This is a genomic window from Azohydromonas aeria, from assembly GCF_009760915.1.
Lineage (GTDB): Bacteria > Pseudomonadota > Gammaproteobacteria > Burkholderiales > Burkholderiaceae_C > Azohydromonas > Azohydromonas aeria.
This window is the reverse complement of record NZ_VIDQ01000033.1, coordinates 44,821-65,404: the sequence shown is the minus strand read 5'-3', so window position 1 is coordinate 65,404 and position 20,584 is coordinate 44,821. Positions and strand designations below refer to the sequence as shown.

17 protein-coding genes are annotated in these 20,584 nt (G+C 72.4%); 9 read left to right on the top strand and 8 right to left on the bottom strand.

What is annotated here, in order from left to right:
* Window positions 1-5: 5 nt before the first annotated feature.
* Entirely contained in the window at window positions 6-1,100 is a 1,095-nt protein-coding gene (locus FJ694_RS19235) for a BMP family ABC transporter substrate-binding protein (RefSeq protein ID WP_157268936.1), read from the bottom strand.
* Window positions 1,101-1,251: 151 nt separating this feature from the next.
* Between FJ694_RS19235 and FJ694_RS19230 the strand changes: the two genes are divergently transcribed.
* The 5 genes from FJ694_RS19230 to FJ694_RS19210 all read left to right on the top strand — a co-directional run bounded on the left by FJ694_RS19230 (window position 1,252) and on the right by FJ694_RS19210 (window position 6,164).
* The gene (locus tag FJ694_RS19230; RefSeq protein ID WP_157268935.1) at window positions 1,252-1,614 is read left to right on the top strand and encodes a hypothetical protein; all 363 of its coding nucleotides are present in this window, start codon (window positions 1,252-1,254) and stop codon (window positions 1,612-1,614) included.
* Between the two features lie 58 nt (window positions 1,615-1,672).
* Complete coding sequence (locus FJ694_RS19225; RefSeq protein ID WP_157268934.1) at window positions 1,673-2,581, top strand: LysR substrate-binding domain-containing protein; 909 nt, start codon at window positions 1,673-1,675, stop codon at window positions 2,579-2,581.
* Between the two features lie 256 nt (window positions 2,582-2,837).
* A complete protein-coding gene (locus FJ694_RS19220) occupies window positions 2,838-4,046 on the top strand; it encodes a CaiB/BaiF CoA transferase family protein (RefSeq protein ID WP_157268933.1) in 1,209 nt (402 codons plus the stop codon).
* Window positions 4,043-5,059: a hydroxymethylglutaryl-CoA lyase gene (locus FJ694_RS19215; RefSeq protein WP_375140235.1), complete on the top strand. Its 1,017-nt coding sequence runs from the start codon at window positions 4,043-4,045 to the stop codon at window positions 5,057-5,059. The genes FJ694_RS19220 and FJ694_RS19215 overlap by 4 nt, the downstream gene beginning before the upstream one ends.
* Window positions 5,060-5,180: 121 nt before the next feature.
* A complete protein-coding gene (locus FJ694_RS19210; RefSeq protein ID WP_157268932.1) occupies window positions 5,181-6,164 on the top strand; it encodes a Bug family tripartite tricarboxylate transporter substrate binding protein in 984 nt (327 codons plus the stop codon).
* 16 nt (window positions 6,165-6,180) lie between these two features.
* Here the strand turns inward: FJ694_RS19210 and FJ694_RS19205 are convergent, their stop codons facing one another.
* From FJ694_RS19205 to FJ694_RS19175, 7 genes are all read right to left on the bottom strand, one after another.
* Window positions 6,181-6,921 carry a matrixin family metalloprotease gene (locus FJ694_RS19205; RefSeq protein WP_157268931.1) on the bottom strand — a complete coding sequence of 247 codons (741 nt, stop codon included), beginning with the start codon at window positions 6,919-6,921 and terminating at the stop codon, window positions 6,181-6,183.
* Between the two features lie 285 nt (window positions 6,922-7,206).
* Window positions 7,207-8,244 (bottom strand): adenosine deaminase, encoded by a 1,038-nt coding sequence (locus FJ694_RS19200; RefSeq protein WP_157268930.1) that lies wholly within the window; start codon window positions 8,242-8,244, stop codon window positions 7,207-7,209.
* A gap of 120 nt (window positions 8,245-8,364) precedes the next feature.
* Window positions 8,365-9,177 (bottom strand): heme-binding protein, encoded by an 813-nt coding sequence (locus FJ694_RS19195; protein WP_157268929.1) that lies wholly within the window; start codon window positions 9,175-9,177, stop codon window positions 8,365-8,367.
* Window positions 9,178-9,563: 386 nt separating this feature from the next.
* Window positions 9,564-10,730, bottom strand: coding sequence for a BMP family ABC transporter substrate-binding protein (locus FJ694_RS19190; RefSeq protein WP_157268928.1), 1,167 nt, complete (start codon window positions 10,728-10,730; stop codon window positions 9,564-9,566).
* A 73-nt stretch (window positions 10,731-10,803) separates the two neighbouring features.
* Complete coding sequence (locus FJ694_RS19185) at window positions 10,804-11,724, bottom strand: ABC transporter permease (protein ID WP_157268927.1); 921 nt, start codon at window positions 11,722-11,724, stop codon at window positions 10,804-10,806.
* Window position 11,725: 1 nt separating this feature from the next.
* Complete coding sequence (locus FJ694_RS19180) at window positions 11,726-12,835, bottom strand: ABC transporter permease (protein ID WP_157268926.1); 1,110 nt, start codon at window positions 12,833-12,835, stop codon at window positions 11,726-11,728.
* A gap of 19 nt (window positions 12,836-12,854) precedes the next feature.
* Window positions 12,855-14,393 (bottom strand): ABC transporter ATP-binding protein, encoded by a 1,539-nt coding sequence (locus FJ694_RS19175; RefSeq protein ID WP_157268925.1) that lies wholly within the window; start codon window positions 14,391-14,393, stop codon window positions 12,855-12,857.
* Window positions 14,394-14,756: 363 nt separating this feature from the next.
* Between FJ694_RS19175 and FJ694_RS19170 the strand changes: the two genes are divergently transcribed.
* The 4 genes from FJ694_RS19170 to FJ694_RS19155 are packed head-to-tail and all read left to right on the top strand — an operon-like array spanning window position 14,757 to window position 20,574.
* Window positions 14,757-17,627 (top strand): response regulator, encoded by a 2,871-nt coding sequence (locus FJ694_RS19170; protein ID WP_157268924.1) that lies wholly within the window; start codon window positions 14,757-14,759, stop codon window positions 17,625-17,627.
* Window positions 17,624-18,757 (top strand): HD-GYP domain-containing protein, encoded by a 1,134-nt coding sequence (locus FJ694_RS19165; RefSeq protein WP_157268923.1) that lies wholly within the window; start codon window positions 17,624-17,626, stop codon window positions 18,755-18,757. The genes FJ694_RS19170 and FJ694_RS19165 overlap by 4 nt, the downstream gene beginning before the upstream one ends.
* Before the next feature lie 13 nt (window positions 18,758-18,770).
* Window positions 18,771-20,138 carry a hypothetical protein gene (locus FJ694_RS19160; protein ID WP_157268922.1) on the top strand — a complete coding sequence of 456 codons (1,368 nt, stop codon included), beginning with the start codon at window positions 18,771-18,773 and terminating at the stop codon, window positions 20,136-20,138.
* Between the two features lie 7 nt (window positions 20,139-20,145).
* Window positions 20,146-20,574 carry a hypothetical protein gene (locus tag FJ694_RS19155; RefSeq protein WP_232540119.1) on the top strand — a complete coding sequence of 143 codons (429 nt, stop codon included), beginning with the start codon at window positions 20,146-20,148 and terminating at the stop codon, window positions 20,572-20,574.
* Window positions 20,575-20,584 lie beyond the last annotated feature (10 nt).

The following is a 20,584-nucleotide window of genomic DNA, read 5'->3' as shown; positions in this document are numbered from 1 at the left end:
GCGGCTCACTTCGGCGCCGGCAGCGTCCCCTGCACGCCCTGCACGAACCAGTCCATGCGCGCGATCGCCGCGTCGTCGAGCGCGCCCGTCTCCTGGCGCACGCGCCCGGACTGGTCCACGAGGCGGCCGCCGAAGGGCAGCAGCTTTCCGTCGGCAATGGCGCGCTGCTTCGTGGCCAGATCCTGGCGCAGCGCCTTGGGCAGCGACGGGTTCAGCGCGGCCAGTTCGACCATGCCGTCCTTGAGGCCGCCCCACATCGGCTCCGGCTTCCAGCGCTGCTCCATGGCGGCCTTCGCCACGCGCGTGTAGTAGCCGCCCCAGTTCGCCACCACCGCGGCGAGCTGCGCGCGCGGCGCGAAGCGGCCCATGTCGCTGTGGTAGCCGATGAGGTGCACGCCCTTTTCCTCGGCCGCCTGCGGCACCGCGGGCGAGGCGCTGTGGTTCGTGAGCACGTCGGCACCGGCATTCACCAGCGACAGCGCCGCCTCGCGCTCCTTGGCGGGGTCGAACCAGGTGTCGAGCCAGCGCACCTTCACCTGCGCCTTCGGGTTGGCGGCCTGCATGCCCAGCGTGAAGGCGTTGATGCCCTGGATCACCTCCGGCACCGGAAAGCCGGCCACGTAGCCGGCGCTGCCCGACTTGCTGGCCTTGCCCGCGAGGTAGCCGGCGAGCCAGCGGCCCTCGTAGAAGCGGGCGTTGTAGGTGGCCAGGTTGGGCGCGGTCTTGTAGCCGCCCACGTGCTCGAACTTCACGTTCGGGAAATCGGCCGCCACGCGCAGCGCGGGCTCCAGGTAGCCGAAGCTGGTGGCGAAGATCAGGCCGTGGCCCTGCGCGGCGAGGTCACGCATGACGCGCTCGCTGTCCGGGCCCTCGGCCACCGACTCGACGATGGTGCTCTTCACCGCGGCGCCCAGCGCCTTTTCCATGGCCAGGCGGCCCTGCTCGTGCTGGAAGGTCCAGCCGGCCTGGCCCACGGGCGTGACGTAGACGAAGCCGACCTTCAGTGGCGCGGCGGTCTGGGCGAAGGCGGCGGGAGCGCCGGCGAATGAAGCTGCAATGCACGCGGCCGGCATGACGCCGCGCGCGAGGTTTTTGAACATGGTTGTCCTCGACATGGCCACCGGGAGGGGAGCGGCGCGCCGCGGGTGGCGGGTCGGCGCGCGCAAAAGGCGGCGATTTTAGGCGGGCGCGGAACCGGGCCCGGGGCGGCGCCTCCAATGCCGCATCCATAACGACGAGGAAGGCCTCTCCATGCTGCTGCTGATCTGGACTCTGGCTGCCCTGGGCCTGGCGCTGTGCGCGCTGCTGGCCTGGGCGCTGTACGCGGTGCTGAGCCTCGACCCGGCCTGGCTGGGCGACCTGCCCGGGCTGGCGCAACAACTGCCCTTCAACGGCTGGCTGGAGCAGTTCATGCCGGGCTGGGAAGGGCTGCTGCGCGTGGCCGTGGACACGGCGCAGTGGCTGCTGGGCTGGGCCGGCGCCGCGGCCCCGGTGCTGGCCTGGGTGCTCTTCGCGCTGTGCGCCAGCCTGGTGCTCATGGGCGCCGCACTGCTGACGCTGGCGGTGAAGCTGCTGCGGCGCAAGACGCTGCCGGCGCCACGCGCGGTGGGCTGAACCACACGCCGGTACCGGGCGGAGAATCGGCAACCCCTTCTTCCGCCTCTTCCCGGCCTTGAACCTCCACCGCCTCGACCTCGTTTCCCTGGCCCTGTTCGGCTTCGTGGCGCGCAGCGGCAGCATCAGCCGCGGCGCGGAGCTGGCGCACCTGGCGGTGGGTGCAGCCAGCAAGCGCATCTCCGACCTGGAGGCCGCCGTGGGCGCGCCGCTGCTGGAGCGGCACTCGCGCGGCGTGACGCTCACGCCCGCGGGCCAGGCGCTGCAGCGGCATGCGCAGCGCATCCTGGGCGACGTGGACCAGCTCGCCGCCGAGCTCTCCGACTTCGCCGCCGGCGTCCTGGGCGTGGCCCACCTCTGGGCCAACACCTCGGCCGTCACGCAGTTCCTGCCCGGCGACATCGCCGCCTTCATGGCGCGCAACGCCGGCATCCGCATCGAGCTCGAGGAGGGCGACAGCTCCGACGTGGTGCTGGCCGTGCTCGACGGCCGCGCCGAGTTGGGGCTTTTCGCCGAGCGCACGCCCGAGCTGGGACTGCAGGTGCGCCCGTACCGGCAGGACCGGCTGGTGCTGGTGGTGCCGCGCGACCACCCGCTGGCCGCTCGCGAGGCCCTCGACTTCGCCGAGGCCGCGGACTGCGACTTCGTCAGCCTCTCGGCCAACACCTCGCTGGCGCAGCGGCTGCAGCGCGAGTCGGCCGCGCTGGGGCGGCGGCTGAAGCTGCGCATCCAGGTGCGCAGCTTCGACGCGATGTGCCAGATGGTGGCCGCCGGCCTGGGCGTGGCGGTGCTGCCCGAGGCCGCGGTGCAGCCGCACCTGGTGTCCATGGGCCTGCGCCGCATCGCCCTCAACGACGCCTGGGTGCAGCGCCAGCTGCTGCTGGGCGCACGCGACTTCGCCGCCCTGCCCCGGCCGGCGCGGCTGCTGGCCGAGCACCTGCTGCAGGGCACGGCGCCGGGAAACTGAAGCGGATTCATTGCTCGCGCTGGGAAAACCCCGTTCGGGCTGAGCCTGTCGAAGCCTCCGCCATGCCCGCATGGCAGCGCCTGCCCTTCGACAGGCTCAGGGCGAACGGGAAAGGGGCCAGCGCGCGCTTTCCCGATCCGCGAAAGCTCGGCTCGCCACCCGGTCATTCCGGCCGGGAGGCTGCCTTTCCACAATGGCGCCCGTGCCGCCGCTGCGAGGGCCGCGGCAGCGCCAGCACAAGACACAGGAGATCTCCATGACCGACACCCCGATCCCGCCCGGCGCCCTCAGCGGCCTGAAGGTCGTCGAGATGGGCCAATTGATCGCCGGCCCCTTCGCCGGCAAGACGCTGGCCGACTTCGGCGCCGAGGTCGTCAAGATCGAGGCGCCCGGCAGCGGCGACCCGCTGCGCAACTGGCGCCTGATCCAGGACGGCACCTCCGTGTGGTGGCAGGTGCAGTCGCGCAACAAGCGCTCGATCGCGCTGGACCTGCGCAGCGCCGAGGGCCAGGACATCGCGCGGCGGCTGATCGCCGAGGCGGACGTGCTGATCGAGAACTTCCGCCCCGGCACGCTGGAGGGCTGGGGCATGGGCTACGAGCAGCTCAGCGCGCTCAATCCCGGGCTGATCATGCTGCGCATCTCCGGCTACGGGCAGACCGGCCCGTACCGCGACCTGCCCGGCTTCGGCGCCATCGGCGAAGCCATGGGCGGCTTGCGCCACCTCACCGGCGAGCCCGGGCGCGTGCCGGTGCGCTGCGGCATCTCCATCGGCGACACGCTGGCGGCGCTGCACGGCACCATCGGCATCCTCATGGCGCTCTACCACCGCCAGGCGCACGGCGGACGCGGCCAGGTCATCGACGTGGCGCTGCACGAGGCGGTATTCAACGTGATGGAGAGCCTGGTGCCCGAGTACAGCGCCTTCGGCGCGGTGCGCGAGGCCGCCGGCAGCGCGTTGCCCGGAATCGCCCCCTCCAATGCCTACCGCTGCGAGGACGGCTACGTGCTCGTGGCCGGCAACGGCGACAGCATCTTCAAGCGCCTGATGTCCACCATCGGCCGCGACGACCTGGGCAACGACCCGGCGCTCGCGGACAACGCCGGGCGCGTCAAGCGCGTGGCCGAGATCGACGCGGCGATCGAGGCCTGGACCGCCCCGCGCACCGTCGCCGCGGTGATGGACGCGCTCAACGCCGCGCGCGTGCCGGTGGGCAAGGTCTACACGGCGAAGGACATCGTCGAGGACCCGCACTACCGGGCGCGCGACATGATCCTTCAGCAGCCCACGCGCGACGGCCACGTGGTGGAGGTGCCGGGGATCGTCCCGAAGCTGCTGGGCACCCCGGGCGGCGTGCGCAGCCCGGCCCCGAAGCTCGGCGACGACACCGACGCGGTGCTGCGCGAGATCGGGCTCACCGAGCAGCAGATCGCGGCGCTGCGCGAGCGCAAGGTGGTGGCATGAGCAACTTGAGCAACTTGAGCAACGTGAGCAACGAATCGATGAACGTCTGGAACGGCGCCGGGCGGCGCATCTTCATGCAGGAGGTCGGCACGCGCGACGGGCTGCAGGTCGAGGCCGCCTTCGTGCCGACCGAGGACAAGATCGCCCTGGTCAACGCGCTCTCGCGCGCCGGCATGGCCAAGATCGAGGTCACGGCCTTCGTCTCGCCGCAGGCGATTCCGGCGCTGCGCGACGCCGAACAGGTGCTGCGCGAGATCGAGCGCGCCCCGGGCGTGGTCTACAGCGCGCTGGTGCCCAACGTGCGCGGCGCCGAGCGCGCCATTGACGCGCGCGCCGACGAGCTGAACCTGGTGATGTCGGCCAGCGAGAGCCACAACCTGGCCAACCTGCGCATGACGCGCGAGCAGTCGTTCCGGGCGCTGTCGGCCGTCAATGCCATCGCGCGGGGCGCGCAAGGGGCGGTGAACGTGTCGCTGTCGTGCAGCTTCGGCTGCCCGATGGAGGGCGACGTGGCCGAGGACGTGGTGCTGGGCTGGTGCGCGCGCTACGTCGAGGAGCTGGGCGCGCGCGGCGTGACGCTGTGCGACACCACCGGCATGGCCTTCCCCTCGCAGGTCGAGCGCCTGGTGCGCGCCTTTCGCGCGCGCTGGCCGGGCACGGAGCTGACGCTGCACTTCCACAACACGCGCGGCATGGGCCTGGCCAACGTGCTGGCGGCCATCGCCGCCGGGGCCGACCGCTTCGACGCCTCGCTGGGCGGCATCGGCGGCTGCCCCTACGCGCCCGGCGCCACGGGCAACGTGTGCAGCGAGGAGATCGTGCACGCGCTGGAGCTCATGGGCTACGACACCGGCGTGGACCTGGCGCGGCTGATCGAGGCCGCAGCCCGGCTGCCGGCGCTCATCAACCACGGCATCCCGAGCCAGATCGTCGCGGCCGGGCGCCGGCTCGACCTGCACAAGCCGCCGGCGGACTTCGACGCCATCCGCGAGCGGGCGCTGGCCAAAGGCTGAAGCGCCACCTCCGCTGGCAGGAAGCCCGCTTGCGGGCCGAACCACCGGAGTGCCAAGACCATTCGGCCCGCACGCGGGCCTCCTACCGGCCGATTCGCGGCTCACTGTCCAGGAGACAAGCATGACCCCCCACCACACCCGCCGATCCGCCCTGCTCGCCCTCGCCGCCATGGCCGCACTGGCTGCCGGCCCCGCCGGCGCCCAGGGCAACTACCCGGCGAAGCCGGTCACGCTGATCGTGCCGACCGCGCCGGGCGGCACCACCGACATTGCCGCGCGCATGCTGGCCGAGCCGCTGGGCAAGGCGCTTGGGCAGACGGTGGTCGTGGACAACCGCGGCGGCGCCAACGGCGCGGTGGCGGCGGTGGCCGTCAAGCGCGCGGAGCCCGACGGCTACACGCTGCTGATGCAGTACTCGGGCTACCACGTCATCACGCCGCACGTGAACACGGCCTCGCAATGGAGCTTCGACGACCTGCGCCCGGTGGCCAACGTGCTCAGCGCGCCGCAGGTGATCGTGGTGCGCGAGGGCCTGCCGGTGAAGACGCTGGCCGAGCTCGTGGCCTATGCCAAGGCCAACCCGGGCAAGCTCAACTACGCCTCTTCGGGCAACGGCTCGCTGCAGCACGTCACGGGCGCGATGCTGGAGCAGCAGGCCGGCATCCAGATGAATCACATCCCCTACAAGGGCACGGGCCCGGCGCTGCAGGACCTGCTGGGCGGCCAGGTCGATCTGACCTTCGGTACGCCGCCGCCCTACATGCCGCACATCGCCACGGGCAAGCTGCGCGCGCTGGCGGTCACGGGCAAGACGCGCGTGGCCTCGCTGCCGAACGTGCCCACCGCGGCCGAGGCCGGGCTGCCGAAGCTTGACGCCACCTCGTGGTTCGCCGTGTTCGCGCCGGCGAAGACGCCGCAGGCGGTGGTGGACCGGCTCGGCGCCGAGGTCGCGAAGATCCTGGCCACGCCGGCGTTCAGGCAAAAGGCCGCCGAGCAGGGCGCGGCGGCCGATTACATGAGCCCGCAACAGCTCGGCGACTACAGCCGCGCCGAACTCGCGCGCTGGGGCCAGGTGGTCAAGGCCTCGAAGATCCAGGCGGACTGAAGGGCCCGGCTCAGCCTCAATCGCGCCGGCGCCGCCACAGCCGCTGCAGCCCCACGCCCAGCAGCCCCAGGGTGAACAGCGCCATCGATGCGGGCTCGGGAATGGGCGCGCGCGGGCCGTAGAGGAAGCGCACGCCGGCGATGTCGTCGGCCTGCAGGCCGCGCACGGCCTCCGAGTACCAGGGGTTCATCAGCGCGGACACGCCGGTGACGTGGTCCAGCCCGATGGCGTGGCCGATCTCGTGCGTCACCACCTGGAACACGTCGTAGCCCGAGCCGCCGAAGCCGATTTTCCAGGGTTCGGAGTAGTCCAGAAAAATGTCGCCCGCACCGCTGTTGCCGTTGAGCGGCGGGAAAAAACTGAACGCCAGCATGCTGTTGGCGCCGTCCAGCGGGAGCGCACCGATGCGGATGTCGCCCGATGCCGTGGTCGAGTCGAAGGCTGCGCCGTCGTCGGGGACCTGCACGAAATTGATGTTGGCCACGGCCGACCAGGCATCGAAGGCATGCCGGATCTCGGTCATGAAGCCGCTGGGCAGGAAGGCGTCCAGCGCCGTGGTGGTGCAGCCCGAGGCGAGCAGCCCGCAACTCACGTTGCCGCCCATCAGGCTCCAGGTCACGGTGGCGCCGGTGCCCAGCAGCGGGTTGCCCCACTTGCCCGGACTCGTGGGGCCGATGACGTAGCCCGATGCGTTCAGGGGCAGCGCCATCACGGCGAACAGGGCCAGCGGCGCCAGGCGCGACAGGTTCTTTTTCACGTCACCTCCAGGGAAAGTCTTGCGGAGGCTGTGCCGAGAGCGGGTGCCGGAGGCAGGTGCCGGAATCGGACCTCGGACCGCATCCCCTTCAGCCTTCCTGCGGGCAGTCGAGCTGCCTGTCTCGGGCCAGTATGGGCGCAAGCCTTTGCCGCCAGAAGGGACGGCGGCAACCCTGAATGAGTGAAAAAGCCCGTATCCGCGGGAAAAAAATCCATCACCCCGCGGGGGGAAGCGGTGGCCCCATGACGGGGGAGCCCACCGCTTCGTGGGGGGGTGCGCGCAGGCTTACAGGGCCGCGCCGAACACCGCGTCGAGCTGCCGCTTCCAGCCGGCCTTGGTCGCGTCGTCGACGAAGCTGGCCTCGAAGCTGTTGAGCGCCAGACGGTAGGCCTCGCGCGCGCCCAGTGCGGGCAGCGCCTCGAACAGCTCGACGAAGTTCTGGTTGACGTAGCCGCCGAAGTAGGCCGGGTCGTCGGAGTTGACCGTCACGACCAGGCCGGCTTCGAGCAGCGCCGCGATGTTGTGCGCGGCCAGGTCGGGAAACACGCAAAGCTTGACGTTCGACAGCGGGCACACCGTCAGCGGCACGCGCTCGCGCGCCAGGCGCTCGACCAGCTCGGGCTTCTCGACGCAGCGCACGCCGTGGTCGATGCGCTCGGCCTTGAGCAGGTCCAGCGCCTCCTCGATGTAGGCCGGCGGCCCCTCCTCGCCGGCATGCGCCACCACGCGCAGCCCCAGCTCGCGGCAGCGGGCGAAGACGCGCTCGAACTTGGAGGGCGGATGGCCGCGCTCGCTGCTGTCCAGGCCCACGCCGACGAGGTGGTGGCGCCAGGGCAGCGCCTGCTCCAGCGTCCTGAAGGCGTCCTCCTCGCTGAGGTGGCGCAGGAAGCACAGGATCAGTCGGCTCGTGATGCCCAGCTCCTGGTGCGCGCGCTGGCAGGCGTGGTGCAGGCCGCGGATCACGGTCTCGAAGGGCACGCCGCGCTCGGTGTGGGTCTGCGGGTCGAAGAACAGCTCGGCGTGCACCACGGCGTCGGCGGCGGCGCGCTCGAAGTAGGCCCAGGCCATGTCGAAGAAGTCTTCCTCCTTGAGCAGCACGCTGGCGCCGGCGTAGTAGATGTCGAGGAAGCTCTGCAGGTCCGTGAAGGCGTAGGCCGCGCGCAGCGCCTCGACGCTGTCGTAGGGCAGCGCCACGCCGTTGCGCTGCGCCAGTTTGAAGATCAGCTCGGGCTCCAGCGAGCCCTCGATGTGGATGTGCAGCTCCGCCTTGGGCATGCGGCGCAGCAGCGCGTTCAGGGGCTCGTGGCCGGTGAATTGGGTCATGGCGGGGACGCTCTGGGGTGTGGAAAGTGATCCATTCTCGCCCTTGTGTCCCCTGTCGCTGCCGTTGCGGCGGCAATTCACGGCCCTCGCCGGCCGCGCCGCGATGCGGCTTGCGGGCGCTCAGCGCACCGGCGGCAGCACGCCGGGCGAGCCGGTGAAGAGGCAGGTCGGGTGCCCGAAGCCGCCGGCGCTGACGCCGTTGGCCCCGATGTCGAAGACGATGTTGTCGGGCCGCTGCGGATCGCCGGAAACGGGGAACAGGCCGCCCAGGAAGTCGAGGTCCAGGTAGCGGCGCAGCCGCCAGCCGATCATGTGGTCGGCGCAGGAGGTGTCGCCGCTGACGCCCAGGCCGCCGACGATCTTGCGCGACGAGTTGTAGAGCGCCACGCCGCCGCCGAACACGTTCACGCCGCCGATGCGCCGGCCCACCATGTAGTCGTTGGACTGGCCATGGTTTGCCGGGTTGCCGCCGTAGGCGGTGTCGGTGTCCACCGGGTTGGTGTGCGGCAGGCCGAACAGGCTGCCGCCAGGCTGCACGGCGGCGTAGAGGTTGGCGGTGGACAGCGCCAGGCCGTTGGGGAACTTGGGCGTGCCGGCCCCGCCCTGCAGGCTGAAGGCGTTGGCGGCGTTGGCCTTTTGCGCCGAGATCACGCGGCTGCCCGGCCACTGCGCGCCGCGGTCGGCGCCGGAGAAGGCCACGGCGCACACCACGCCGTCGCGGTCCACCAGCGTGGCCCACATCTGCAGGTCCAGACCGCTGCTCTCGTCCGCCACGGCCCGCTGCAGCGCGCTCTTGAGCTGATGCCAGCCCGGCAACGCGCGGCAGCCGTTGCCCGGGCCGCGGTCGTTGTCGGGATGCGCCTGCGCGCCGGCGGCGCCCAGCAGCAGCAGCGCGGCGGCGGCGGCGGCACGGCGAAGGATGTTGCCTTGCATGGTTGTCCCCTCGACAGCTTGGCCGGACACGAAGCCCAGTCCCGCGGCCGCCGCCCAGGGCACCGTCCGGCCGGGCACCGTGGCTGGCGGGCCGATGACCGCGGGAATCCGTTGCGCGGCGAACGGCCCGTGCTCTCGAAGGGCCCCTGCCGCCGCAACCGCTGGGGACTCTAGGTGCGGCGCTTGCCGCCGTGGATGGGGCGCTGCGCAAGCCGGTGTCCGGCAATGCAACAAATGCTTGCTCGCGCAACGGCATGGCGTTCACACGGTCTCACCACCTGTCACGCCCGGAGCCACGCTGACACGAAAAAAAGCCACCGCGCCTTCACGGCTGCGGTGGCTGCTGAAGCGGCGGGGCAGCGCGCGCGGCCCCGCGCGCGGTGCGCTTACTTGGCGTTGGGCAGCTTGCCCTCGACGCCCTTCACGTAGAAGTTGATCTTGTGCAGGAACTCGTCGTCGGCGGTCTCGCCTTCCTTGAGCAGCGTCTTGCCGTCCTGGCCGGCGATGGGGCCCTTCCAGATGGCGAAGCTGCCGTCCTTGAGGCCGGCGCGGATCTTCTCCACCGCCTCGCGGGCGTCGGCGGGCACCTTGTCGGGCACGCCCACCAGGTCGATGGCGCCTTCCTTGACGCCCCACCAGGTGTTGGGACCGGTCTTCCAGGTGCCGTCCAGTGCCTCGCCCACGGCCTTCTTGTAGTACGGCGCCCAGTTGATGACGGCCGAGCCCAGGTGCGCGGTCGGGCCGAACTTGCTCATGTCGGAGTCCCAGCCGAAGCCGAACTTGCCGGCCTTCTCGGCGGTCTGCAGCACGGCCGAGGAGTCGGTGTTCTGCATCAGCACGTCGGCGCCCTGGTTGATCAGGCTCTGCGCGGCCTCGCCTTCCTTGGGCGGATCGAACCACTTGTTGACCCACACCACCCTGGTCTTGACCTTGGGGTTCACCGACTGCGCGCCCAGGGTGAAGGTGTTGATGTTGCGGATGACCTCGGGGATGGGAATGGAGGCCACCACGCCCAGCGTGTTGCTCTTGGTCATCTTGCCGGCGATCACGCCGGCCATGTAGGCGCCCTCGTAGGTGCGGCTGTCGTAGGTGCGCATGTTCTCGGCGCTCTTGTAGCCGGTGGCATGCTCGAACTTCACGTCCGGCGAGTCGGCGGCGACCTTGAGCATCTGCTCCATGTAGCCGAACGTGGTGCCGAAGACGAGCTTGTTGCCCTGGCCGACCATGTCGCGGATCACGCGCTCGGCATCCGCGGCCTCGGGCACGTTCTCGACGAAGCTGGTGACGATGCGGTCGCCGAACTCCTTCTGCACTTCCAGCCGCGCGCGGTCGTGGGCATAGGTCCAGCCGGCGTCGCCCACCGGGCCGACGTAGGCGAAGGCCACCTTGAGCGGCTCGGGCTTGGCGGCGGCGGCCGGCGCGCTGGCCGCGGCCGAGGCGGAAGCCGCCGCGGGCGCGGCCTCTTCCTTCTTGCCGCAGCCCACCAGCGCCGCGGTGGCCGCCAGCGAGGCCCAGCCCGTGAGGCGGAGCAGCGATCGCTTGGAAATCGTCATGGGGAACATCCTCTCTCTTGTGTTTGGCGAGGTGGGGGAATCGAGGGATCGGAGGCGCGGTGCCGGCGCGGCATCACGACCCGGGGAAGAAGGGCTTGCCCAGCGAGGCCGGCATGTTGGTGCGGATCCAGGTGGGATTGCGCGAGATCAGCACCAGCACCAGCACCGTGGCCAGGTAGGGCAGCATGGTCAGCAGCTGGCTGGCGATCTCGACGCCCTCGCCCTGGAGGTGGAACTGCAGCATCGTCACGCCGCCGAACAGGTACGCGCCCAGCAGCACGCGCGCCGGGCGCCAGGTGGCGAAGGTCGTCAGCGCCAGGGCGATCCAGCCCTTGCCGGCGATCATCCCCTCCACCCACAGCGGCGTGTAGATCACCGAGACGTAGGCGCCCGCGAGCCCGCACAGCGCGCCGCCGGCCATCACGGCCGCCAGGCGGATGCGCCGCACCGGGTAGCCCAGCGCGTGCGCCGACTCCGGCGACTCGCCCACCGCGCGCAGCACCAGCCCGGCGCGCGAGCGGTACAGGAACCAGCTCAGGCCCACCGCCAGCGCGATGGCGAGATACACCACCGGGTGCTGCTTGAAGAGCGCGGGCCCGACGAAGGGAATGTCGGCCAGGCCCGGGATCTCGAAGCGCATCCGCTCGGGCAGCTTCTCCTGGGTGTAGCGGATGCCCACGAAGGCCGAGAAGCCCGCGCCGAACAGGCTCAGCGCCAGGCCGGTGGCGTACTGGTTGGTGTTGAGCCAGATCACCAGCGCGCCGAAGGCCGCGGCCAGCAGCGCGCCCGCGGCGGCGCCGGCGGCGAAGGCCAGCGTGTCGGAGCCGGTGTGCACGGCGGTGGCGAAGCCGGCGATGGCGGCCACCAGCATCATCCCTTCGGCGCCGAGGTTGAGGATGCCGGCGCGCTCGTTGATCAGCAGGCCCAGGGCCGCGATCGCCAGCACGGTGCCGGCATTGAGCGTGGCGGCCAGCAGCAGGGCAAGCGCGTCCATCTCAGGCCTTCCTTTCCACGGGCTGGGCCGCGGTGGCCTGCGCGGCGGCGCGCGCACTGCGCTGCCAGCGCAGCCGGTAGTGGATGAGCGTGTCGCAGGCCAGCAGGCTGAACAGCAGCAGGCCCTGGAACACGCCGGTGATGGACTTGGGCAGGCCCAGGCGCGACTGCGCCAGTTCCCCGCCGATGAAGAACATGCTCATCAGGATGGCGGACAGCGTGATGCCGCCCGGGTGCAGCCGCCCGACGAAGGCGACGATGATCGCGGCGAAGCCATAGCCCGCGGGCACGTGCGGCGTGAGCTGGCCCAGCGGCCCCACCGCCTCCAGCGCGCCGGCCAGCCCGGCCGCGCCGCCGGAGATCAGCAGCGCCGTCCACAGCGCGCTGCGCGAGGAGAAGCCCGCGTAGCGCGCGGCCAGCGGCGCCAGGCCGCCGACCTGCAGCCGGTAGCCGGCGTAGGTGCGGAACATGAACAGCCACGCCAGCACCACCGCGGCAAGCGCGATGAGCACGCCGATGTTGGCGCGCAGCCCTTCCATGAGCCGCGGCAGCTTGGTTGCGGCCGCAAAGGTGACGGTCTGCGGGAAGTTGAAGCCCTGCGGGTCCTTCCAGGGGCCGTACACCAGGTAGCCCAGCAGCAGCTCGGCCACGTACACCAGCATCAGGCTGACCAGGATTTCATTCGCATTGAAGCGGTCGCGCAGCAGCGCCGTGATGCCGGCCCAGAACATGCCGCCGAGCACGCCGGCCAGCAGGATCGGCACGACGATCCAGCCGCTGCTGCCCGGCCCCGCCTGCATGGCAACCCAGCCCCCGCCCAGGGCGCCCAGGATGAACTGGCCTTCGGCGCCGATGTTCCAGACGTTGGATCTGAAACACACCGCCAGGCCCAGCGCGATGAGCACCAGCGGCACGGCCTTGATGCTGAGCTCGGCCCAGGCGCGCGCGTCCTTGACCGGCTCGACGAAGAAGACCTGCAGCCCGCGCACCGGGTCCTTGCCCAGCAGCATGAACAGGCCGATGCCCACGAGCACCGTGAGGGCCAGCGCCAGCAGCGGCGACAGCCAGGACATGAGGCCGGACGGCTGCGGCCGGGCTTCGAGTTTCAGCATGGGAATTTCTTGGAAAGGGTCACGGCGCCGCGGCGGCCGGCGTCGTGGACGGTGCGGCGGCGCCGTCCTGCGGCCACAGCCCGCTCATCCAGGCCCCGATCTGCTCGACCGTGGCCTGCGCGGTGGGGATGCTCGGGCTCAGCCGCCCCTGCGCGATCACGACCAGCCGGTCGCTGATCTCGAACAGCTCGTCGAGCTCCTCGCTGACCACCAGCAGCGCGCAGCCGGCATCGCGCAGCTTGAGCAGCTCGCCGCGGATCTGCGCCGCCGCGCCCACGTCCACGCCCCAGGTCGGCTGCGAGACGATCAGCACCTTGGGCGCCGCGTCGATCTCGCGCCCGACGATGAACTTCTGCAGGTTGCCGCCCGACAGGCTCTTGGCCGCCGAGTGCCAGCCGCCGGCCTTGACGTTGAAGCGCCCGATGAGCGAGTCGGCCAGCGCGCGCACCCGCGCGCGGCTGACCCAGCCCAGGCCGCTCACGGGCTCGGTGCGCGTGAGCAGCACGTTGTCCGCCAGGCTCAGCGTGGGCACCGCGCCGCGGCCCAGCCGCTCCTCGGGCACGAAGTGCAGCCCCATGCGCCGACGCCGACCCGGCGTGGCCTGCGCGATGTCCAGGCCGAACAGCGCGATGCTGCCGCGCGCGGCGCGCCGGTCCTCGCCGGAGAGCGCGGCCATGAGCTCCTGCTGGCCGTTGCCCGACACGCCGGCCACGCCGACGATCTCGCCGGCGCGCACCTGCAGCGCGACGTCGCGCAGCGTGGTGCCGAACACGTCCTGGCGCTCCAGCGTCAGGCGCTGCACCTCCAGCGCCACCGTGCCGGGCGTGCGCCGGGCATGGCGCAGCTGCGGCGGCTCGGCGCCGATCATCAGCCGCGACAGCGAGGCGTTGGTCTCGCGCGTGGGATCGACCTCGCCCGTGACCCGCCCGCCGCGCAGCACGGTGCAGTGGTGGCACAGGCTGCGGATCTCGTCGAGCTTGTGGCTGATGTAGAGGATCGAGCAGCCCTGGGCGGCGAGCTGGCGCAGCGTCACGAAGAGCTTCTCCACCGCCTGCGGCGTCAGCACCGAGGTCGGCTCGTCGAGGATCAGCAACTGCGGCCGGCCCATGAGGGCGCGCACGATCTCCACGCGCTGGCGCTCGCCCACGGAGAGGCTGTGCACGGGGCGCAGCGGGTCCACCTCCAGGCCGTATTCCTTCGACACCTCGCGCATGCGCGCCACCACCTCGGGCAGCGCCATGGACTTGTCCAGGCCCAGCCAGACGTTCTCCGCGGCGCTGAGCGTGTCGAACAGCGAGAAGTGCTGGAAAACCATGGAAATGCCCAGCGCCCTGGCCTCGTGCGGGTTGCGCACCTGCACGGGGCGGCCGTTCCAGCGGATCTCGCCCTCATCCGGGCGCACGGCGCCGTAGATGATCTTCATGAGCGTCGATTTGCCGGCGCCGTTCTCGCCGAGCACGGCGTGGATCTGGCCGGGCGCGACGCGAAGGCTGACGCCGTCATTGGCCTTCACGGCCGGGTACTGCTTGCTGATGCCCACCAGCTCCAGGCGCAACATGGACGCTGAACTCCCTCGGATGCCGGCTGGCGCGCCGGCAAAAGTCGTGATTGTGCTATGGCCCGCGGGCCTCGCCCGCACCGGCGCGGTGCGTGACACGGTGCGGACACACATCCGCCCCACCTCCGGGCTGTAATCAAGTGCAGCTTCCATGCCGGGCCGCCGCCGCGGCGGCGCAGCCCTGCGCGACGCCCGAAGCGCGCCTCGCGGGCGATGCCAGCCATCGGCGTCCTGCGTGCAATCCGACCGCTCGCGCCACTCCAGCAGCGGCGCGAAGAAGTCGATAGCCCGGTCTTGCCGTTCCCGGCTGCGCTGCCGCGTCCCTGGCCCACCTTGCCTTTCAGCCTCTTGAGCCGCCTGACCATGTCCCTGCCGAGCCTGTCGCCTGCCGCCCGCCCCGTGCGGCGGCTGCGCGACGTCTCGCGCGGCTTCTTCACGCTGGTGACGGTGGCGCTGGTGGCGAACCTGCTGTTCCTGTGGGCCATCGACGGTGCGTTCGACAGCGCGCGCGAAGCCGGCCGGCGCCGCGACCGCGCCATGGCGCTGGTGGACGAGCTGCGCCAGGAAACCCAGCGCCTGGCCGCCCTGGTGCGCGCCTACACCGCCACGGCCGATCCGCGCTACCTGATGCTCTTCTACGACATCCTGGCCATCCGCGAGGGCCGCAAGCCGGCGCCCGACGGCGGCGACGCGCAGTACTGGGAGCACGTCATGGCCGGGCTGCGCCGGCACGAGCTGCCGGCCGGGCGCCCCGGCGTGGCGCTGTCCGAGCGCATGCGGCAGCTGGACTTCGATGCCGGCGAGCAGCGCGCGCTGGGTGCCGTGCTGGAGGCCACCGCGGTGCTCGGCCGCACCGAGCAGGTCGCCTTCGCCGCGACCCAGGGCCTGTACGACGCGCGCCGCGGCATCTTCGTCTCCGACGGCACGCCGGACCTGCCCTTCGCGCGCAGCCTGGTCTGGAGCCCGGCCTACGCGGCGCAGACCGCCGCGCTGGCCGACAGCGTGCAGGCGCTGGCGCGGCTGGCCGACACGCGCACCGCCGCCGAGGAAGCCGCCGCCGGGGCGCGGCTGCGCGGCTTCGTCGCCGCGGCCGTCGCCGTGGATTTCCTGCTGGCGGTGGTGGCGGCGCTGGCCTGGCGCGGCGTGCGCCGCCGCGTGCTGCAGCCCATCGCGGCGCTGGCGGCCACGGCCGACCGCTACGCCGGCGGCGACTACGGCGCGCGCATCGGCCCGGCCCGGGGCCGCGTGGCCGAGCTCGACGGCCTGGCGCGCACGCTCGAAACCATGGCCGCGGCCATCGAGCACGACCTGCAGGCCCTGGCGCGCGGCCAGCGCGAGCTCGAAGCCGCGCGCACCCAGGCCGAGTCGGCCACGCAGGCCAAGAGCCTGTTCCTGGCCAACATGAGCCACGAGATCCGCACGCCGCTCAACGCCATCATCGGCATGACGCACCTGGCGCTGGGCACCGCGCTGGAGCCGCGCCAGCGCGACTACCTGGAAAAGGCCCAGGGCGCCTCCCGGCTGCTGCTGGGGCTGATCAACGACATCCTGGACTTCTCCAAGATCGAGGCCGGCAAGCTCGCGCTGGAGTCGGTGCCCTGCCGCATCGAGGACCTGGCCGGCGACGCGCTGCAGATGCTGCGCGAGCAGGCCCAGGCCAAGGACCTGGAGCTGGTGTGCGACTTCGACAGCCCGGCGCTGCTGGCCGAGGCCGGCACGCTCTGGGGCGACCCGCTGCGGCTGCGCCAGGTGCTGGTGAACCTGCTGTCCAACGCGGTCAAGTTCACCGAGCGTGGCCACGTGCAGCTGCGCGTGATCCTGGCCCGGCGCCGCGGCCTGCCGCCGCAGGCGCAGGCCACGCTGCGCCTGGAGGTGCGCGACACCGGCGTGGGCATGAGCGCCGACCAGCTCGGCCGGCTGTTCCAGGAGTTCACGCAGGCCGACAGCTCGACCACGCGCCGCTACGGCGGCACGGGTTTGGGGCTGTCGATCTCGCGCCGCCTGGTGGCGCTCATGGGCGGCACGCTCGAAGCGCGCAGCCGGCCCGGCCAGGGATCGGTCTTCACCGTCGAGCTGCCGGTGCAGCTGGCGCCGCAGACGGTGCCGGCGCTGCCGCCGGAAGCGGGCGCGCTGCGGGTGCTGGTGGTCAAGGCGCCGTGCGAGACGCGCCGCAGCCTGCTGGGCCAGCTGCGCGCCCTGGGCGTGGGCCAGGCCCGCGGCGGGCTGCTCGATGCCGAGGACCGCGGCGCCGACGCGCTGCGCCGCTGCGAGGCGGCCGCGGCCGCCGGCAAGCCCATCGGCCTGGTGCTGATGGCCTGGACGCTGCCCGACCTGCGCGGGGCCGAGCTGCTGCGGCGGCTGCGCCACGGCGCGGCCGGCGCGCCGCGCGTGGTGGTGATGCTGCCCGACGGCTGGGAGCAGCTGCGCAGCGAGGCCGAGGCCGCCGGCGCGGCCGAGTTCCTGGCCAAGCCCGTCCTGCCCGAGGCGCTGCGCCGCCTGGTGCGGCAGGCGGCGCCGTACGCGCCCGCCCTGGCCGGCCCCGTGCCTGCCGTTCCGGCCGGCGCGCTGGCCCTGCCGGGGCTGCGCGCGCTGCTGGTGGAGGACCACCCGGTGAACCGCGAGCTGGCCGTCGAGCTGCTGCGGCGCGCCGGCGCCAGCACCGAGCTGGCCACCAACGGGCGCGAGGCCATCGACGCCCTGGAGCGCCACGGCGCGCAGGCCTTCGACGTGGTGCTGATGGATCTGCAGATGCCCGTAATGGACGGCTACGCGGCCACGCGCGCCATCCGCGAACGCGCCGAGTGGCGCGAGCTGCCCATCGTGGCCATGACCGCGCACGCCCTGGTGGAGGAGCGCGAGCGCTGCCTGTCGCTGGGAATGCGCGGCCACATCACCAAGCCGCTGGACCCGCGCGCGCTGGCGCGCGAGCTGGCGGCCTACGTACCGGCGCCGCGGCCGGCCCGGCCCGCGGCCGGCACCACCGCGCCGCCGCCGGCGCCGGAGCCGGCGCACGAGCCCGAGCGCTGGACACGGCTGCGCGCGCTGCTGGCCGACGGCGACGCCGAGGCCCTGGGTTGCTGGCGCGCGCAGCGCGACGGGCTCATGGCCGCGCTGCCGGTGGCCCGCGCCCGCGCGCTCGACGAGGCGCTGCAGCGCTGCGACTTCGACGCGGCGCTGGCCCTCCTTCCTCCCGATGCCCGGCAGGCCGAGCCTGCCCTGGAGACCCTGACATGAACATGAACGAGCCCGCCGCGCTGTTCGCGCCACCCCCGCCGCCGGCGCGCGCCACCGTGCTGGTGGTGGACGACAACGCCGACAACCTCAGGCTGCTGGCCGGACTGCTCGAAGGCGAGCACCGCGTCAAGCTCGCCACCAGCGGCCCCCGGGCCCTGGCCCTGGCGCAGCGCGAGCCGCCGGACCTGGTGCTGCTGGACCTGATGATGCCGGGCATGGACGGCTTCGAGGTGTGCCGCCGGCTGCAGGCCGAGGCGGCCCTGCGCGACGTGCCGGTGATCTTCGTCTCCGCGATGAACCAGCCCGAGGCCGAGGCGCAGGGCTTCGAGGCCGGCGCGGCCGACTTCATCCACAAGCCGGTGAGCCCGCCGATCGTGCGCGCGCGGGTGCGCACGCACCTGCAGCTTAAGGCCTGGCGCGACTCGCTGCGCAGCCGCAACGCCGGGCTGCAGGCGCAGCTCGAAGAGCGGCTGAGCCAGGTGCAGCGGCTGCGCGACGCCACGCTGCACGTGATGGTGTCGATGGCCGAGTTCCGCGACGAGGACACCGGCAACCACATCAAGCGCACCCAGGAGTACGTGCGCGTGCTGGCCGAGTACCTGCGCGAGCACCCCGGCGACTGCCCCGCGGCGCACGCGCTCAATGACGCGGCCATCGAGCTCATGGTCAAGTCCGCGCCGCTGCACGACATCGGCAAGGTCGCCATTCCCGACCAGATCCTGCTCAAGCCCGGCAAGCTCGACGCCGAGGCCTTCGACGTGATGAAGACGCATGCCATGCACGGCTGGCGCATGCTCGAGCGCGCCGGGCAGCGCATGGGCGGCGGCGACTCCGAATTCCTGGGCTATGCCAAGCAGATCGCCCGCCACCACCACGAGCGCTGGGACGGCAGCGGCTACCCGGACCGCCTGGCCGGGCGAGACATCCCGTTTGCCGCGCGGCTCATGGCCGTGGCCGACGTCTACGACGCGCTGACCACGCGCCGCCCGTACAAGGAGCCGTTTCCGCACGAGAAGGCGATGGCCATCGTGCGCGAGGGCGCGGGCGGCCACTTCGACCCGCAGATGGTCGCGGCGCTGGAGGCCTGCGAGCAGCGCTTCATCGACATCGCCAGCACCTGGCGCGACTGAAGGATTCGACACTGTGAACCGATGGCACCGCCTCCCGGCGGCAAAGCGGCGCCTGCGCGGCGCGTCAGCCGCGCTGGCCCTGGCCCTGGCCGCGGCCGGTGGCTGCCTGGCGCAGGGCGTGCCCGCGGACGGCACCGACGCCACCGACGACGGCCCGGCGCTGTCGTGGTCGGCCTTCGGCACGGCGGGCTACGCCGTGTCGGACCGGCCCTGGCGCTACCAGCGCTACATCGACGATGGCGGCACCTTCCGGCGCGACTCGGTGCTGGGCGCGCAGCTCGACCTGCAGCTCACGCCGCAGTGGTCGGCGACGCTGCAGCCGCGGCTGGCCCCGGCCTCGCGCAGCGACAAGGAGTGGCACCTGACCGCGGCCTGGGCCTTCGCCGCCTGGCGGCCCGGCAACGACTGGCTGCTGCGCGCGGGCAAGCTGCGCGTGCCCTTCATGCTGCGCTCGGAGCAGCTCGACGTGGGCCAGACCTACGACGAGGCGCGCGTGCCGGCCGAGGTGTACCAGCTGCTGCCGGCCAATGACTTCACCGGCGCGCACGTGACGCGCAACTGGAGCCTGGACGCCGGCGAGCTGAGCCTGGACCTCTACCGCGGCAGCTCGCCGCTGCAGAACCGCAACCGCGTCTGGCTGCGCGAGGGCATCCCCGGCGCCCTGCCCGCGGGCGTGCGCTTCAACGACCTGGAAATCACGGTGCAGGGCGCGGTGCTGACCTGGCGCGGCGCCGACCTCACCGCGCGCGCCGGCGTGCACCACACCCGCGTGCGCAGCACCGAGGGCAGCGCCCTGATGGTGCGGCCGAGCTGGGCCGAGCTGGCGCCGGGGGTGGGCTACTGGCAGACCAGCAACGGCCTGCCCGGGCCGGGCGTGACGGAGGTGGGCGCCAGCAACAACCTGGCCCTGACCGTGGGCGGCGAGGCCCGGCTCGGTGGGAACTGGCGCATGGCGGCGGAGCTGCTGCACGTGGTGCCGCGCGAGCTGAAAGCCGGGTTGGCCTTCACCTCGGGCTACGTCACGGCCTACCGCAGCTGGTCGGCGCTCACCGCCTACGCCAGCGTCGCGGCCATCCGCGCGGCCCATGGCCCGCGCGACTGGGTGCGGCGGCTGGAGAGCACCACCGTGCCGGCCACGGTGCCGGGCGCGGCGCTGCTCAATGCCTCGATGCGCGCCCGGGCGGACACGATCCCGCTGATCGACCAGCGCTCGCTGGCGCTGGGCGCGTCGTATGCGCTCACGCCTCACAGCAGGCTCAAGGCCGAGTGGCTGCACGTGCGCGCGCACGGCTCGCAGTTCATCGACACGCCCGCGGGCGAGCCGCTGCTGCGGCCGCGCGGCGTGAACGTGCTGTCGATGAGCTACAGCTTTGCCTTCTGAGCCGGCCATGAAGCGCAGGACCTTCATCGCCTGGATGCTGGCGCCGCTGCTGGGCGCGGCCGGCGCGCCCACGGGGGCTGCCGACGAGGGCGTGGCCGTCATCGGCCACGTCGCGGCGCGCAGCCTGGATGCCGAGACGCTCAAGCGCATCTACACCGGGCGCACCATCGAGCTCGACGGCCAGGCGCTGCGCCCGGTGAACCTGGAGGCCGGACACCCGCTGCGCCGGCGCTTCCTGGCCGCGGTGCTGCAGCAGTCCGAGGACGAGTACGAGGCGTACTGGACGGTGCGCCGCTACATCGGCAAGGGGGCGCCGCCGCGCGAGCTCGCCGGCAGCGCGGCGGTGGTGGACTACGTGCGGCGCACCCCCGGCGCCATCGGCTACATCGATGCCGGCGAGGTGCCGGCGGGGGTGAGCGTGCTGTTGAGGCGGTAGGCAGACGCGG

What these genes read in the sequence shown, in the direction of transcription:
- FJ694_RS19210 (WP_157268932.1), top strand. Translation starts at nt 5,181, where the DNA reads ATGACCCCCCACCACACCCGCCGATCCGCCCTGCTCGCCCTCGCCGCC.
- FJ694_RS19220 (WP_157268933.1), top strand. Translation starts at nt 2,838, where the DNA reads ATGACCGACACCCCGATCCCGCCCGGCGCCCTCAGCGGCCTGAAGGTC.
- FJ694_RS19175 (WP_157268925.1), bottom strand. Translation starts at nt 14,393, where the DNA reads ATGTTGCGCCTGGAGCTGGTGGGCATCAGCAAGCAGTACCCGGCCGTG.
- FJ694_RS19170 (WP_157268924.1), top strand. Translation starts at nt 14,757, where the DNA reads ATGTCCCTGCCGAGCCTGTCGCCTGCCGCCCGCCCCGTGCGGCGGCTG.
- FJ694_RS19190 (WP_157268928.1), bottom strand. Translation starts at nt 10,730, where the DNA reads ATGACGATTTCCAAGCGATCGCTGCTCCGCCTCACGGGCTGGGCCTCG.
- FJ694_RS19155 (WP_232540119.1), top strand. Translation starts at nt 20,146, where the DNA reads ATGAAGCGCAGGACCTTCATCGCCTGGATGCTGGCGCCGCTGCTGGGC.
- FJ694_RS19185 (WP_157268927.1), bottom strand. Translation starts at nt 11,724, where the DNA reads ATGGACGCGCTTGCCCTGCTGCTGGCCGCCACGCTCAATGCCGGCACC.
- FJ694_RS19215 (WP_375140235.1), top strand. Translation starts at nt 4,043, where the DNA reads ATGAGCAACTTGAGCAACTTGAGCAACGTGAGCAACGAATCGATGAAC.
- FJ694_RS19165 (WP_157268923.1), top strand. Translation starts at nt 17,624, where the DNA reads ATGAACATGAACGAGCCCGCCGCGCTGTTCGCGCCACCCCCGCCGCCG.
- FJ694_RS19230 (WP_157268935.1), top strand. Translation starts at nt 1,252, where the DNA reads ATGCTGCTGCTGATCTGGACTCTGGCTGCCCTGGGCCTGGCGCTGTGC.
- FJ694_RS19200 (WP_157268930.1), bottom strand. Translation starts at nt 8,244, where the DNA reads ATGACCCAATTCACCGGCCACGAGCCCCTGAACGCGCTGCTGCGCCGC.
- FJ694_RS19235 (WP_157268936.1), bottom strand. Translation starts at nt 1,100, where the DNA reads ATGTTCAAAAACCTCGCGCGCGGCGTCATGCCGGCCGCGTGCATTGCA.
- FJ694_RS19180 (WP_157268926.1), bottom strand. Translation starts at nt 12,835, where the DNA reads ATGCTGAAACTCGAAGCCCGGCCGCAGCCGTCCGGCCTCATGTCCTGG.
- FJ694_RS19195 (WP_157268929.1), bottom strand. Translation starts at nt 9,177, where the DNA reads ATGCAAGGCAACATCCTTCGCCGTGCCGCCGCCGCCGCCGCGCTGCTG.